Source organism: Streptomyces sp. CS113 (genome assembly GCF_002188365.1).
GTDB classification, from domain to species: Bacteria; Actinomycetota; Actinomycetes; order Streptomycetales; family Streptomycetaceae; genus Streptomyces; species Streptomyces tendae.
The window spans coordinates 4,929,186-4,943,119 of record NZ_KZ195574.1 but is presented as its reverse complement, the minus strand read 5'-3'; the positions used below and the strand labels follow the sequence as shown (position 1 = coordinate 4,943,119).

10 protein-coding genes and 1 pseudogene are annotated in these 13,934 nt (G+C 72.8%); 5 read left to right on the top strand and 6 right to left on the bottom strand.

Going from position 1 to position 13,934, the window contains the following annotated elements; all coding sequences use genetic code 11:
* Positions 1 to 1,395 precede the first annotated feature (1,395 nt).
* Positions 1,396 to 1,458: pseudogene (locus tag B9W62_RS41230) on the bottom strand (hypothetical protein); the annotation flags it as partial.
* 137 nt (positions 1,459 to 1,595) lie between these two features.
* Between B9W62_RS41230 and B9W62_RS41225 the strand changes: the two are divergent.
* The 3 genes from B9W62_RS41225 (at position 1,596) to B9W62_RS22080 (ending at position 6,633) form a co-directional block, all read left to right on the top strand.
* On the top strand, positions 1,596 to 2,735 hold the full coding sequence (locus B9W62_RS41225; protein WP_362092957.1) for a D-alanyl-D-alanine carboxypeptidase: 1,140 nt from the start codon (positions 1,596 to 1,598) through the stop codon (positions 2,733 to 2,735).
* A gap of 210 nt (positions 2,736 to 2,945) precedes the next feature.
* Positions 2,946 to 4,823, top strand: coding sequence for an MFS transporter (locus tag B9W62_RS22085; protein ID WP_087808794.1), 1,878 nt, complete (start codon positions 2,946 to 2,948; stop codon positions 4,821 to 4,823).
* Positions 4,824 to 5,049: 226 nt separating this feature from the next.
* Entirely contained in the window at positions 5,050 to 6,633 is a 1,584-nt protein-coding gene (locus B9W62_RS22080; protein WP_087808793.1) for a sodium:solute symporter family protein, read from the top strand.
* Between the two features lie 84 nt (positions 6,634 to 6,717).
* On the opposite strand, the gene B9W62_RS22075 is transcribed toward B9W62_RS22080, so the two are convergent.
* The 3 genes from B9W62_RS22075 to B9W62_RS22065 form a co-directional block, all read right to left on the bottom strand.
* Entirely contained in the window at positions 6,718 to 7,128 is a 411-nt protein-coding gene (locus B9W62_RS22075; RefSeq protein WP_087808792.1) for a VOC family protein, read from the bottom strand.
* A gap of 97 nt (positions 7,129 to 7,225) precedes the next feature.
* Positions 7,226 to 8,341, bottom strand: coding sequence for an ADP-ribosylglycohydrolase family protein (locus tag B9W62_RS22070; protein ID WP_087808791.1), 1,116 nt, complete (start codon positions 8,339 to 8,341; stop codon positions 7,226 to 7,228).
* Between the two features lie 105 nt (positions 8,342 to 8,446).
* Positions 8,447 to 9,343: a LysR family transcriptional regulator gene (locus B9W62_RS22065; protein ID WP_087808790.1), complete on the bottom strand. Its 897-nt coding sequence runs from the start codon at positions 9,341 to 9,343 to the stop codon at positions 8,447 to 8,449.
* Between the two features lie 98 nt (positions 9,344 to 9,441).
* Here B9W62_RS22065 and B9W62_RS22060 point away from each other — a divergent pair, with 98 nt between their 5' ends.
* Positions 9,442 to 9,792 (top strand): DoxX family protein, encoded by a 351-nt coding sequence (locus B9W62_RS22060; protein WP_087808789.1) that lies wholly within the window; start codon positions 9,442 to 9,444, stop codon positions 9,790 to 9,792.
* 232 nt (positions 9,793 to 10,024) lie between these two features.
* Positions 10,025 to 10,534, top strand: a complete 510-nt coding sequence (locus B9W62_RS22050) for a DUF2165 domain-containing protein (RefSeq protein WP_087808787.1) — start codon at positions 10,025 to 10,027, stop codon at positions 10,532 to 10,534.
* 28 nt (positions 10,535 to 10,562) lie between these two features.
* On the opposite strand, the gene B9W62_RS22045 is transcribed toward B9W62_RS22050, so the two are convergent.
* Both B9W62_RS22045 and B9W62_RS22040 read right to left on the bottom strand, forming a co-directional pair.
* Positions 10,563 to 11,126, bottom strand: a complete 564-nt coding sequence (locus B9W62_RS22045; protein WP_179235605.1) for a hypothetical protein — start codon at positions 11,124 to 11,126, stop codon at positions 10,563 to 10,565.
* Between the two features lie 79 nt (positions 11,127 to 11,205).
* Positions 11,206 to 13,809: a bifunctional FO biosynthesis protein CofGH gene (locus B9W62_RS22040; protein WP_087808785.1), complete on the bottom strand. Its 2,604-nt coding sequence runs from the start codon at positions 13,807 to 13,809 to the stop codon at positions 11,206 to 11,208.
* Between the last annotated feature and the right edge of the window lie 125 nt (positions 13,810 to 13,934).

Sequence of the window (13,934 nt, the reverse complement as noted above, 5' to 3'; positions counted from 1 at the left end):
CGGTGGCGGGCGAGTCCCCCGACAGTTCGAAGCAGCGCGAGTCGTCGGAAGAACCGACGTCGGGGAGCGCGGGTCCGGTTCCCGAAGCCAGGACCGAGGCGAGCGAGCGGCGTGATCCGCGGCTGGCGGTGGCACGGGAGGACGCGAAGCGCTCCGCGGGCACCGGTGCCGGGTCCCGCGGGGGCGTCGACACGGCGACCCGCGTGCTGTCGGTCCGCGAGACGGAGGCGGATGCCTCCGGCGGTGCCGCGGACGCCGCGGCGCCCGGGGCGCCCGACACGCCGTCGGCCACCCCGGAGGAGCCCGAGGAGCCCGTCACGGGCACCGACGGCCGGCTGCGGGACGCCGTCGCGGCCTGGGTGGCCACCGCGGACGAGCGAGCCGCCGCCAACGCACGGGTCGAGGGCGCGCGGGACGCGGAGGAGCCCGCACGGGACGGCGAGCGGGCCGACCCGGCCGCGCGCGCCGAGGACACCGGGGCCGATCCGCAGACCGCCGGGGCGCCCGACTCCGGCACGGCCCCGGCCGAGGACTCCGACGACGCCATGAACACCACCTCCGACTCGGCCACCGACTCCGACGCGGACACGACCGCCGACGCAGGCGCAGACCCGGACCCGGACGCGGCCCCGGCCCCCGGCCCGGGCGACGGCTCCGACCCGGGCTCGGGTGCCGACGCCGCCTCGGACACGGACCGGACCTCCGGCTCCGGCCCGGAGTCCGGCACGGACGCGGGGCCGGACTCGGACGCCGACCCGGACGCGGGCACGGCCTCCGGCTCCGGTTCCGGCTCCGGTTCCGGTCCCGAGGCGGCCTCGGGCTCGGCGCCGGTGTCCGACGCGGACGCGGAGCCGGGCTCCGGTGACAACGCGGACCCCGGCTCCGGTGACGACGCGGACCCTGCCCCGAAGCCCGTCTCGGACGCCGACCCGGAAGTGAAGCCGGAGTCCGGCAGCGGGGCGAAGGCGCCGTCCGGGCGTGAGGGCGACGACCAGGGCCGTAGCGACGGCGACGACCAGGGCCGTAGCGACGGCGACGACCAGGGCCATGGCGACGGCGACGACCAGGGCCGTAGCGACGGCGACGACGGCGAGCCGCCGGTCGATCAGCCCACCGCCGTGTTCAAGGCGCCGCGGATCAGTGGGCCCGCCGTGGATCAGCCGACGACCACGCTGAAGCTGGGCGATGCCGCCGCCGCGTCCAGGAAGGCCGGGAAGGCGGAGAAGCCCGGCCCCGGGGACGACGCCGAGCGGACCAGCAAGTTCGTGGCGTTGCGGAATCCGGACGACCCCGCGAACCGCAAGCCCCCGCGCGCCCCGGAGACCCCCGGGACGCCGCAGGGCGCCACGCCCCCGGCCGCCGCGCCCAAGGCGTCGCAGGCACCCCGTACCGGGGTCACCGCCGCCAGGTCGCACGTCGGGCCCGACCGGACCACGCAGCAGCCGCTGCCGCCCAAGCCGCCGCTGGACCTGCTGGCGGAGCTGACGAACACCCCGCCGCCGCCGGAGACGCCGCTGCGCACGACGGTGCGCCGGGTCAAGATCTGGACGCCGCTGGTGGTCCTGCTGCTGATCGTCTTCGGCGTCGTGCAGGCGATGCGCCCGCTGCCCGTGCCCACGCTCGACCTCACGGCGCAGGACAGCTTCACGTTCGACGGCGGCAAGCCGGAGATCCCGTGGCCGTCCAGCGGGCAGGCCGCGCTCGACGTGCAGGGCATCGGCACCTTCGGCTCGTCCGGCGACCAGAAGCCGGTGCCGATCGCGAGCGTGGCCAAGGTCATGACCGCGTACGTCATCCTGCGCGACCACCCGCTGAAGAGCGGCGCCGAGGGCCCGAAGATCAAGATCGACCAGGCGGCGGAGGAGCAGTCGCAGGCCGGTCAGGAGTCGACGGTCAACGTGTTCGAGGGCGACTCGATCTCCCAGCGCGAGGCCCTGGAGAGCATCTTGATCGCGTCCGCGAACAACGTGGCGCGGCTGCTCGCCCGCTGGGACGCGGGGTCCGAGAAGGCGTTCGTGGAGAAGATGAACGCCGCAGCGAAGGACCTCGGCATGACCAACACGACGTACACCGACCCGTCGGGGCTGAACAACACGACGGTGAGCACGGCCGTGGACCAGGTGAAGCTGGCCAAGGAGGCGATGAAGGAGCCCGCGTTCCGCGAGGTCGCCGCGATGATGTCGTACGACGACTACAAGGGTGTCAACCACTCCAACTGGAACCACCTGGTCGGCCACAACGACGTCGTCGGCATCAAGACCGGCACCACCACCTCCGCCCTCGGCAACCTCGTCTTCGCGGCGAAGAAGGAGGTCGGCGGCGAGACGAAGACGATCGTCGGTGCCGTGGTGCGCCAGCCGGCGGGCGGCGCGGACAACACCATCCTCGGTGCCGCGCTGGACTCCAGCGACAAGCTGATCCGGGCCGCGCAGGACATCCTGAAGTCGTCGACGATCCTGAAGAAGGGGACCGTCGTCGGGTACGTCGACGACGGCCTCGGCGGCCGCACGCCGGTCGTCGCCACGAAGGACGTCAAGGCCGTCGGCTGGGGCGGACTGACCGTGAAGCTGACGTTCGACGCGGACGAGGTGCCGCACACCGCGAAGGCCGGTACCAAGGTCGGCACCCTCACGGTCGGCGACGGCGGCACCAGCGGCGCGGTGAAGGTGCCGGTGGCCCTGCGGGACGACCTCGCCGAGCCCGGCCTGTCGGACAAGCTGACCCGCCTGGGCTGACGACCGGCCCCGGCCGGGCCGGGGCGACGCCCCGCACCCGCACGCCCCCGCGGTCACCCGGCCGCGGGGGCGTGGGCGTCCTCCCAGGTGCCGAAAGGGAGGAGGCAACGGTGCGGGGCCGCGTGCTAGCGTCGCCAAACGGGGCAGTCGCCGGTCGCGGGAACGGGACACGGCCCAAAGAAGAAGACGGGACACGGGGAGTGCCTTCAGGTGGCCACTGCGGAGCCGACACGCGCCGACGACGCCGATCCGGGTTCGGGAGCCGGCCCGCGACCACGCGTACCCGCGCCCCGCAGGGACGACGGTGAGACCCGGCCTTCCGGGCAGCGGCCGCCCGCCGAGCCGGAAGCGCCCTCCGCGGTGAACGCCGCCTTCCTCGCCCTGCGCGAGCGCATGCTGCGCCACCCGGTGCTGTCCGTGACCGCCCTGGCCGGGGTGCTCCACATAGTGTGGTTCTTCACGTTCGCGAACAGCGGCGGCGACCTGGCGGCGCAGGACGCGTGGGCCGAGTTCGTCGGCCGTCACCCGGCCTCGGCGTACAACCTCGCCTGGTACGGCGGCATGCACCCGGTGTCGTACAGCGTGATCTCGCCGTACCTGATGTCGGTGCTCGGCGTGCGCACCACGATGATGATCGCGGGGACGGTGTCGGCCGGGCTGCTGACGATGGTCCTGATCCGCAGCCGGGTGGTCCGCAATCCGCTGTGGGCGTCGCTGGCGGGGCTGTTCGCGCTGCTGGGCAACGCGGCGTCGGGGCGGGTGACGTTCGGGCTCGGCATGATGTTCGGTCTGGGCGCGGTGGCCGCGGTGTTCTGCTGGCCCTACCGCTGGCGGCACGAGCGCTGGGCCAAGGGGCTGTGCGCGGCGCCGCTGGCCGCGCTGTCCACCATGGCCTCGCCGGTCTCGGGTCTGTTCGTGGGCCTGGTGGCGGTCGCCCTGTTCCTCCAGAAGCGCCGTCCGGGGGCCTGGGCGCTGGGCGTGGCCCCGAGCGTGGTCGTCGCGCTGTCGGCCGTGCTGTTCCCCTTCTCCGGCACGCAGCCGATGGGGTTCGGCTCGGCGGTGCTGCCAATCGCGTACGCGGGCCTGATCTACTGGCTGGTGCCGAGCACCTGGAAGACGGTGCGGATCACGTCGGCGGTCTACGGCCTGTCCGTGCTGCTGGTCTGGCTGATCAGCTCGCAGATCGGCTCCAACATCACGCGGCTGCCGATGCTCTTCGCCGGGGTGGCGCTGGTGGCGGCGCTGCCGTTCACCGCGGTGAAGTCGCGCAAGTGGTACGCGCTGGTGGTCTCGATCGTCGGCTTCGTGGGCTGGATCGGCTTCAAGTCGGCCGACGACATCGTCCACACCACGCCCGCCGCCTCCTGGGCGCGCGAGCTGGCGCCGCTCGTCAACGAGCTACAGGAGGTCGGCGCGGGGCGGGGCCGGGTGGAGGCCGTGCCGGCCCGCTCCCACCGGGAGGCCTCGGCGCTCGCGCCGTACGTGAACCTGGCCCGCGGCTGGACCCGCCAGGCGGACATGGAGCGCAACCCGCTCTTCTACGACGACACGCTCAACTCGGCGAACTACCACGAGTGGCTGAAGCGCTGGGCGGTGCACTACGTGGTGCTGCCCAAGGGCGAGCCGGACGGCGACGGCGGCAAGCGCGAGCGGGAGCTGCTGCAACGGGGCCTGCCGTACCTGAAGCAGGTGTGGGGCGACGCCAACTGGCAGCTGTTCCAGGTGCTCGACCCGACGCCGCTGGCCGAGCCCGACGCCGTCGTCCAGCGGGCCGAGCAGGACGAGTGGACCATCGACGTGAAGGAGCCCGGCCGCATCCTGATCCGGATGCCGTACTCGCCGTGGCTGAGCCTCGTCGACGAGGAGGGCAACAAGCTCGAGCCGCCCCAGGAGACGGAGGCCTCCCAGGACGCCCCGGAGGGCACGCCGAAGACGTACGACAACGTCAACGGCTGTCTGACGGAGACCGAGGAGACCGCCGACGGCGACGTGTGGACGACGCTCGTCGCGCCCGAGGCGGGCACGTACCGGCTGTCGGCGCCGTACGGGCTGAAGCGGGGCACGCCGTGCCCCGACGAGCTGAAGTAGCGGACCGGGCGGCCCCTGCGGGCCGCCCCCGTTCGTTCATGTAGGTGAACGCAGGTCAGCAAGCCGAACCTTTTTACTCCCTCTTGACCTTCCGCTTCCTTGTCGTGCCCGCGTCGTCGCACCCACGATGAGCGGGCACTTCGCGGCCTGCCACGCCCCTACCCCGCTCGTGCGAAGTGCCAACCGGCTGAGCGGAGTTCACAAGGCGGACCCCGGAAGGGGGCACATGAACGGTCTCGACTGGTCCGTGCTCATCGGCTACTTCGCCGTCATGGTGGCGATCGGCGTCTGGTCGCACAAACGCGTGGACGACGTCAGCGACTTCTTCACGGCCGGCGGCAAGATGCCGTGGTGGCTGTCCGGCATCTCGCACCACATGTCGGGCTACAGCGCGGTGATGTTCACCGGCTACGCCGGCATCGCCTACACCTACGGCGTCACGTCCTTCGTGACGTGGTCCTTCCCCATCGCGCTCGGCGTCGCCATCGGCTCCAAGCTGTTCGCGCCGCGCATCAACCGGCTGCGCTCACGGCTGCACGTCGCCTCGCCGCTCGAGTACCTCAAGAACCGGTACAACCTGCCCACCCAGCAGGCGCTGGCCTGGTCCGGGATGCTGCTGAAGATCGTCGACGTGGCCGCGAAGTGGGCGGCCATCGCCACGCTCCTGTCGGTCTTCACCGGCATCACGCTCAACCAGGGCATCCTGATCACCGGCGTCATCACGGGCATCTACTGCACGATCGGCGGCCTGTGGGCGGACGCGCTGACGGAGCTGGGCCAGTTCATCATCCAGCTGCTGGCCGGTGTCGCGATGTTCGTGGCCGTCGTCATGAAGCTCGGCGACCACGGCGGCTTCTTCGGCGTCTGGGACGAGCCCGCCCTCCAGGGCCATGGAAAACCGCTGGTCGGCCCATACGGGACGGTGTTCCTGCTGGCCTTCCTCTTCATCAAGCTCTTCGAGTACAACGGCGGCATGCTCAACCAGGCCCAGCGCTACATGGCCACGGCCAACGCCCGCGAGGCGACGCGGGGGGCGCGGCTGTCGGCGGTGCTGTGGCTGGTCTGGCCGCTGGTGCTGTTCTTCCCGATGTGGATGTCGCCGCTGCTGGTGGAGTCGCAGAAGGCGGACGGTTCCGACTCCTACGCCCTGATGACCGAGCAGCTGCTGCCGCACGGGCTGCTCGGGCTGGTCATCGTCGGCTTCTTCTCGCACACCATGGCCATGTGCTCCTCGGACGCGAACGCCATCGCGGCCGTGTTCACCCGTGACGTGGCGCCGGTGCTGTCCAAGCGGGCGCGCGGCTGGGGGCGGCGGTCCGGGCTGCTGGCGGCCCGGCTGACGACGGTGATCTTCCTCGGTCTTTCGATGGCGGTGGCGACGCAGGTCGACTCGCCGACGTTCAAGGACATCATCACCGTCGTGATCAAGTGGGTCGCCGGGCTGATGGGCCCGATCGCGATCCCGATGATGCTCGGTCTGCTGCGGCCCTTCCGCCGCTCGGGCCCGACGGCGGCGCTCACCAGCTGGGGTCTGGGCCTGGTCGCGTTCTGGCTGGTCAACTACCCGATCAACTGGAGCGTGGACGGCGGGGTGCCGCTGGAGTACCAGGTCTCCGTACCGCTGGCGGTCTCGCTGGTGCTGTACGTCCTGGTCGGCTACCTCAAGCCGGAGGACACCCCGGAGCGGCTGGCGATCATCGAGCGCGTCAACACGGACGGGGACGGCGACGCCTCCGGCGCGGCGGCCGCGATCCCGGCGCCCGCGGGCGGGGTGGACGACGCGGTGGGGCGCAGCCGGGTGGGCGACTGAGCCCCCATCCGGACGGCGCACGACCGGTGTCCGGCCGGTGGCCACGGTGCGTGGTCACCGGCCGGACACCCGTCTACACCCGCTTCAGCGCAGTTCCTGGATGCGGATCTGGTTGCCCGCCGGGTCCCGGAAGGCGCAGTCCCGGATGCCGTACGGCTGCTCGGTCGGCTCCTGGACGATCTCGGCGTTGCCGGCGCGCACCTTCGCGAAGGTGCCGTCGAGGTCCTCGGTGGCCAGGAGGATCCACCCGTAGGTGCCCTTGGCCATCATCTCGGCGATGGTGCGGCGCTCGGTGTCGGTGATGCCGGGGTCCACGGCGGGCGGCGCCAGGAGCAGCGAGATGTCCGGCTGGTCGGCCGGTCCGACCGTGATCCAGCGCATCGTGCCGTTGCCGACGTCCTTGCGGACCTCGAAGCCGAGGACGTCCCGGTAGAAGGCCAGGGACGCGTCCGGGTCGTCGTGCGGAAGGACCGTGGTGTGAATGCTGATGTCCATGGCCGCCACGCTAGCCGCGGCCCGCACGCCACCGCTTCTCGAAACGTGACCGTCCTCGTGACCTGGCGTCGTGCCCCGTCCTCGTGCCCCTGCGTCGCTAGCCGCGCGGGTACCGCGTCAGCCAGCCGGGGGACGAGCCCGCCGGGCCGTGGAGGGCGGGGCCCTGGGTCATCTCCATGGCGAAGTCGTCGGCGAGTTCCAGGACGGTCGGGCGGCCCTCCAGTTCGGCCAGCCAGGCCGGGGGCAGGGCCGTCTCGCCGTGCAGGGCGCCGAGCAGGCCGCCCGTCAGGGCGCCGGTCGCCGCCGAGGGGCCGTCGTGGTTGACGGCCAGCCGCAGCCCGTGCCGTACGTCCTCGCCGACGAGGGCGCAGTACACGGCGGCGGCGAGCAGGCCCTCGGCCGTGCCCGCGCCGATCAGTCCGGTCACCCGCGCCGGGGTCGGCAGCCCCTGCCGTACGGCGCCCAGCGCATGCTGAAGGGCGGTCGTGACGGGTTCGTGCCCGGGCCGGGGCACGAGCAGCGCCAGGGCCCGCTGCACGGCGGCGTCCAGGCTCTCGCCGCGGGCCAGCCCGTGCACGATCACGGCGTACGCGCCCGCCGCCAGGCAGCCGGTGGGGTGGCCGTGGGTCTGCGCCGCGCACTCCACGGCGAGCTGGGCGACCAGCTGCGGCTCCCAGCCGACCAGGAGCCCGAACGGCGCCGAGCGGGCGGCGGCCTCCGGGCCGCGCTCGTCGGGGTTCTTCGGCGCCTCGGGCGTGCCCATCGTCTCGTCGCCGAGCCCGAGCAGCAGCGAGCGCGGGGCGTCCCGGCGCACGTACAGCCACTCCTCGTGGGCCAGCCAGCCGTCGTCCTTGCGCCGCAGGTCGGGCCCCCAGTCGCGCTGGGTGGCGGCCCAGCGCCGGTAGGCCCGGTGCAGGTCGGTCGGCGGGTGCCAGGCGCCGGTGTCGCGCCGTACCTGGGCCCGGATCAGTCCGTCCACGGAGAACAGGGTGAGCTGGGTGAGGTGGGTGACGGCGCCGCGCCGGCCGTAGGCGGGGGCCAGGTCGGACAGCCCTTCCGCGCCGTGGGCCTCGCGGATCGCGTCGAGGGCGAGGGGGGCGACGGGGGCGCCCAGGGCGTCGCCTACGGCCACGCCGAGCAGCGTCCCGCGCACCCGGCTGCGGAAGTCCTGCTGCTCGGCACGCCCCCAGACGGCGCCGGCTGTCCCGCTCACCTGGACCTCCCCTGGGCACTGTCCACACCACTGTCCGTACGTACGACGTCCAGCACTGTATGCGAACAGAAGTGGTCGGTCAGGGTCGGAACAGTGTGGAAACGTTCACGCGCCCGCGCACACCTCGCGGCAGCAGCGGACGAAGTCCCGGACGACCGGGTCGGCGTCGTCGGCGGGGGCCCAGGCGACCGCGACCCGGCTGGGACCGATCCCGGTGACGGGACGGTGGACCACGCCGGGGCGGGTGTAGAAGCGGGCCGCCGACTCGGGCGCGAGCGCGACGCCGTAGCCGTTGGCGATCGCGGTGAGCCAGTCGTCGGGCTGCTCGGTGACCGCACCGACGCGTACCGGGTGGCCGTCGCGCTCGTCGGCGGCCAGCCAGTACGCGCGCCAGGGTCCCGTCTCGGGCGGGGCGGCCACGAAGGGCTCGTCCCACAGTTCGCGGAAGTCGATCGTCTCGCGCCCGGCCAGCGGGTGGGTCTCGGGGAGTGCCACGCAGCGGGGCTCGCTGAACAGCTCGACCACCCGCAGCGTCTCCTGCCCGGGGAACGGCAGCCGCACCAGGGCGACGTCGACGTCCGAGTCGGCGAGCCCCGCGGACGGGTTGGACCACGCGGCCTGCCGCATCTCGGCCCGCCAGTCGGGACGGCGCCGGGCGAACTCGGCGATGATCGGCTGGGTCGCCTCGTTGGCTGCGCTGGCCAGGAAGCCGACCCGCAGGATCCGGTCCGCCCGGCGCGCCGCGGACCTCGTCTCGCGCAGGGCCGCCTCCCACCCGGCGAGGAGACCGGGCACCCGCGCCGCGAGCGTCCGGCCCGGCCCGGTGAGGGCCATGCCGCTGCGCGAGCGGGTGAAGAGGGGCACCCCCAGGGCGGACTCCAGCTGCCGGATCTGCTTGGTCAGCGCGGGCTGGGAGACGTACAGCCGCTGGGCCGCCCGGGTCAGGCTGCCTTCCTCCGCCACGGCCGCGAAGTACCGCAGCAATCGGGTGTCGACATCCATTCCACCAGGTTATAGAAGCAGGTATTGGACGTCGCGGTGGGCGCCGATGAGGCTGGAACCAGCTTGCCAACGAGCTTGTCACCGGAAGGGGGAAGACCGTGTTCACCGCCTACGTGGCCGTCTGCGTCGCCGCGATCGTCGCCGACGCCTCGATCGCCGTCGCGGACCTGCTGCGGGCCCGGTTCGTCCTCGCCAACTCGGCCGAGGTGGGGGTCCCCGCGTCGTGGCTCCCGTGGCTGGCCGCTCTCAAGGCGGCCGGCGCCGCCGGCCTCCTCGTCGGCCTGCTGGGCGCCGGGGCGCTCGGGACCGCGGCGGCGGCCGGCCTCGTCCTCTTCTTCGTCGGCGCGGTCGCCGCACACGTCCGCGCCCGGGTCTTCCACAACATCGCCTTCCCCGTCGGGTACCTGTCGCTCAACACCGCGGCGCTCGTCCTGGGGGTGGCCGTGTGAGCCGCGGGACGTGAACGGTCGCGCGGCGGTCAGCGGCGGAGCGACTCGCGCCAGGCGCCGGTGAGCGCGTCGAGGCCCCCCCCCCCCCCGCCGAGCCGACGAACTGCCACGTCCGGTATGCCAGGCTCAACCGACGCGGGTCGCCCGGCAGTTCGCCGGCGGAACGCTGCGGAGAGATCACGTTCCGGGCCCTACCCACTCGCCGGGCCCCCGGCTTCGCCATAGTGCTGCCATGACCAAGAACCCCCGCAGCACCCTTTTACTCGCCTCCACCGTGCTCACCGCGGTCCTCGCCCTCTACATCGCCCTGGTGGCCCTCGGGAACATCACCGACTTCGACAACAACCAGCAGTACGTGCGTCACGTCCTCGCGATGGACACGACGTTCAAGGACGACGACCTGATGTGGCGGGCGATCACGAGCAAGGGCCTTCAGGACACCGCCTACGTGGCGATCATCGTGTGGGAGACCGCGGCCGCGCTGGTGCTGATCTGGGCGACGTGGCTCTGGATACGCCGGCAGCATGCTCCCGCGCGGCGCTTCACCACCTACGGCACGCTCATGCTGATGCTGCTCTTCGGCGCCGGGTTCCTCGCGATCGGCGGGGAGTGGTTCGCGATGTGGCAGTCGGAGGACTGGAACGGGCTGGACGCGGCGACGCGGGTGCTGCTGTTCAGCGGCGTCGTGCTGATCGTGGCGCACCTGCCGTCCGGCGAGAAGGAGGCCACGCACCCGCAGTGACCTGCGCGACCACAGTGCCCTACGCGACCTACGCGACCACGGTGACCGTGGTGCCGGACGTGCCGAACTCCCACAGTGCGTCGCCGTCCGCCTTGGGCAGCCGTATGCCGCCCGTCTTGATCCCGTCGACGGGCGGTGGCGGCGACGAGCCGTCCACGGCGTTGGAGAAGGCGACCCAGACGCCGTCCTCCTGGGTGAAGTACATGATCTGCTCGATCCGCACGCCGTCGGAGCCCGTCGTGGGGTCCTGGCTGCGGGAGCCGACGCTGTACTTGCCGGGGTCGGGGTCGACCGTGCCCGGCCAGACCTTGAACGACCGCCGGGTGGCGTCGCTGGCGTCGACCAGCCACACCCGGTCCTGGCCGACCGAGTAGACGACGCGCCGCCCGGTGCCGGAGCCCTCCGGCACCGGGGCCGGCGCGGTCTCCTTCGGCGTGGGGTGCGCGTCCGCCGACGCCGACGGCTTCGGCTTCGTCGCCGCGGCGGTGGGGTGGGGGCCCTGGTCCGCCTGTACGGCCAGGACGCTCACCGCCGCTATCGCCCCGACGGTCAGACCGGAGACCCACGCCCATGAGGGAAGTCGGGCAGGCACGGGCACGCATCTCCTCAGCTACGAGAACCCCGACACCACACACCGGGGGCCCGATCATCGTACTGCGCGCCCGCGCTCCTCAGTCCAGGACCGGCAGCAGCTGCGGCAGGTGCCCGTCCGAGTCCCGCGCCGCCCGCTGCCGCTCCTCGGGGACCGGGCCGTAGAGCGTGGTGCGCGGCTTCGCCGGGCGGCCCGCCGCGTCCGCGACCGCGATCAGGTCCTTGACCGACTTGTACGACCCGTAGGACGAGCCGGCCATGCGGGAGATCGTCTCCTCCATGAGGGTGCCGCCCAGGTCGTTGGCGCCGGAGCGGAGCATCTCCGCCGCACCCTCCGTGCCCAGTTTCACCCAGCTTGTCTGGATGTTGGGGATGTGCGGGTGCAGGAGCAGCCGGGCCATCGCGGTCACCGCGCGGTTGTCCCGGAGGGTGGGGCCGGGCCGCGCGATGCCCGCCAGGTACACCGGCGCGTTGGTGTGGATGAAGGGGAGCGTGACGAACTCCGTGAAGCCGCCCGTGCGCTGCTGGATCGCGGCGAGCGTGCGCAGGTGGCCGAGCCAGTGGCGGGGCTGGTCGACGTGGCCGTACATCATCGTGGAGGAGGAGCGGATGCCCAGCTCGTGGGCGGTCTCGACGACCTCGATCCAGGTGGCCGTGGGCAGCTTGCCCTTGGTGAGGATCCAGCGGACCTCGTCGTCGAGGATCTCGGCCGCCGTGCCCGGGATCGAGTCCAGGCCCGCCTCCTTGGCCGCGCCCAGCCACTCGCGGATCGACATCCCGGTGCGGGTCGCGCCGTTGACGACCTCCATCGGTGAGAAGGCGTGCACGTGCATGCCGGGCACGCGCTCCTTGACCGCTCGCGCGATGTCGAAGTACGCCGTGCCGGGCAGGTCGGGGTGGATGCCGCCCTGCATGCAGACCTCCACCGCGCCCACCTCCCAGGCCTGCTGGGCGCGGTCGGCGACCTGGTCCAGGGAGAGCGTGTAGGCGTCGGCGTCCGTACGGCGCTGGGCGAAGGCGCAGAACCGGCAGCCGGTGTAGCAGACGTTGGTGAAGTTGATGTTCCGCGTGACGATGTACGTCACGTCGTCGCCGACCACCGACCTGCGCACGTCGTCCGCGACGGAACACAGGGCGTCCAGCGCCGGCCCGTCGGCGTGCAGCAGGGCGAGCGCCTCGTCGTCCGTGAGCCGCGTGGGGTCGTCGGCCGCCGTGGCCAGCGCGGCGCGTACGTCGGTGTCGATGCGCTCGGGGGCCATGCCGGGGGCGGCGGCCTCGCGCAGGGCGCCCCAGTCGCCGTACACCTCGTCGAAGTCGTCGCGGCGGTCCGAGGTACGGCCCTCGGTGTCGATGGTCGCGTGCAGGTCGGTGCGGCCGGTGGCGGTGAACGCCTCGTCCGGCTCCTGCCACGGGTGGCCCTCGACCGTCGCGTCCTCGCGGGCCAGGCCGGTCTCCGGGTCGGCGAGGGCCGCCACGTGCGGGCGCAGGCGGGGGTCGAGCCAGGGCTCGCCGCGCCGCACGAACTCCGGGTACACGCAGAGCCGTTCCCGCAGCTCGAACCCGGCGGTCCGGGACTTCGCGGCGAGTTCGTCGATCTGCGGCCAGGGGCGCTCGGGGTTGACGTGGTCGATGGTGAGCGGGGAGACGCCGCCCCAGTCGTCGATGCCGGCGCCGATCAGCCGCTCGTACTCCGCGTCCACCAGGTTCGGCGGGGCCTGGAGGCAGGCGGACGGGCCCATGATGTGCCGGGCGACGGCGACCGTGGCGACCAGCTCGTCCAGTTCGGCGTCCGGCATGCCGCGCATCGCCGTGTCGGGCTTGGCGCGGAAGTTCTGGATGATCAGTTCCTGGATGCCGTGGTAGGCGCGGGAGACCTTGCGCAGCGCGAAGAGGGACTCGGCCCGCTCCTCGTACGTCTCGCCGATGCCGATGAGGAGGCCGGAGGTGAAGGGCACCGAGGAGCGCCCGGCGTCCTCCAGGACGCGCAGCCGTACGGCGGGCTCCTTGTCCGGGGAGCCGTGGTGCGGGCCGCCGGGCTCGGACCACAGGCGGGTCGCGGTGGTCTCCAGCATCATGCCCATGGAGGGCGCGACGGGCTTGAGCCGCTGGAAGTCCGTCCAGGTCATGACGCCCGGGTTGAGGTGCGGGAGCAGCCCCGTCTCCTCCAGGATGCGGATCGAGATCGCGCGGACGTAGGCGATCGTGTCGTCGTACCCGTGCGCGTCCAGCCACTCCCTGGCCTCCGGCCAGCGCTCCTCGGGCTTGTCGCCGAGGGTGATGAGGGCTTCCTTGCAGCCGAGGGCGGCGCCCTTGCGCGCGATGTCGAGCACCTCGTCCGGTGACATGAACATCCCGTGGCCCGCCCGGCGCAGCTTGCCGGGGACCGTGACGAAGGTGCAGTAGTGGCACTTGTCCCGGCACAACCGGGTCAGCGGGACGAAGACGCTCTTCGAGTACGTGATGACGCCGGGCCGTCCGGCCGCCTCCAGGCCCGCGTCCCGGACCCGGGCGGCGGACGCCGTGAGGGCGTCGAGGTGCCCGCCGCGCGCCTGGAGCAGCACGGCGGCCTCGGCCACGTCGAGCGCGACACCGTCCCGGGCGCGTTTGAGGGCGCGACGCATGGAGTTCTCGGTGGGGCCGGTGGGGTCGGCGGGTCCGGTTCCGGAGGTCGCGGAAGTCGTCATCCTTCGAGCATACGAGCGGCGTGATCACGCCGGGCGTCCCGTCCGGCCGCCCACCGCACGGTTCCCGGCGCTCCATGCGCCGAACCCCTTTCCTTGCCCGGGAGTTCACGGCTCAATACGAGGGT

Coding starts and splice junctions, on each gene's coding strand:
- B9W62_RS41225 (WP_362092957.1), top strand. CDS start 1,596: ATGCGCCCGCTGCCCGTGCCCACGCTCGACCTCACGGCGCAGGACAGC.
- B9W62_RS22080 (WP_087808793.1), top strand. CDS start 5,050: ATGAACGGTCTCGACTGGTCCGTGCTCATCGGCTACTTCGCCGTCATG.
- B9W62_RS22075 (WP_087808792.1), bottom strand. CDS start 7,128: ATGGACATCAGCATTCACACCACGGTCCTTCCGCACGACGACCCGGAC.
- B9W62_RS22065 (WP_087808790.1), bottom strand. CDS start 9,343: ATGGATGTCGACACCCGATTGCTGCGGTACTTCGCGGCCGTGGCGGAG.
- B9W62_RS22050 (WP_087808787.1), top strand. CDS start 10,025: ATGACCAAGAACCCCCGCAGCACCCTTTTACTCGCCTCCACCGTGCTC.
- B9W62_RS22040 (WP_087808785.1), bottom strand. CDS start 13,809: ATGACGACTTCCGCGACCTCCGGAACCGGACCCGCCGACCCCACCGGC.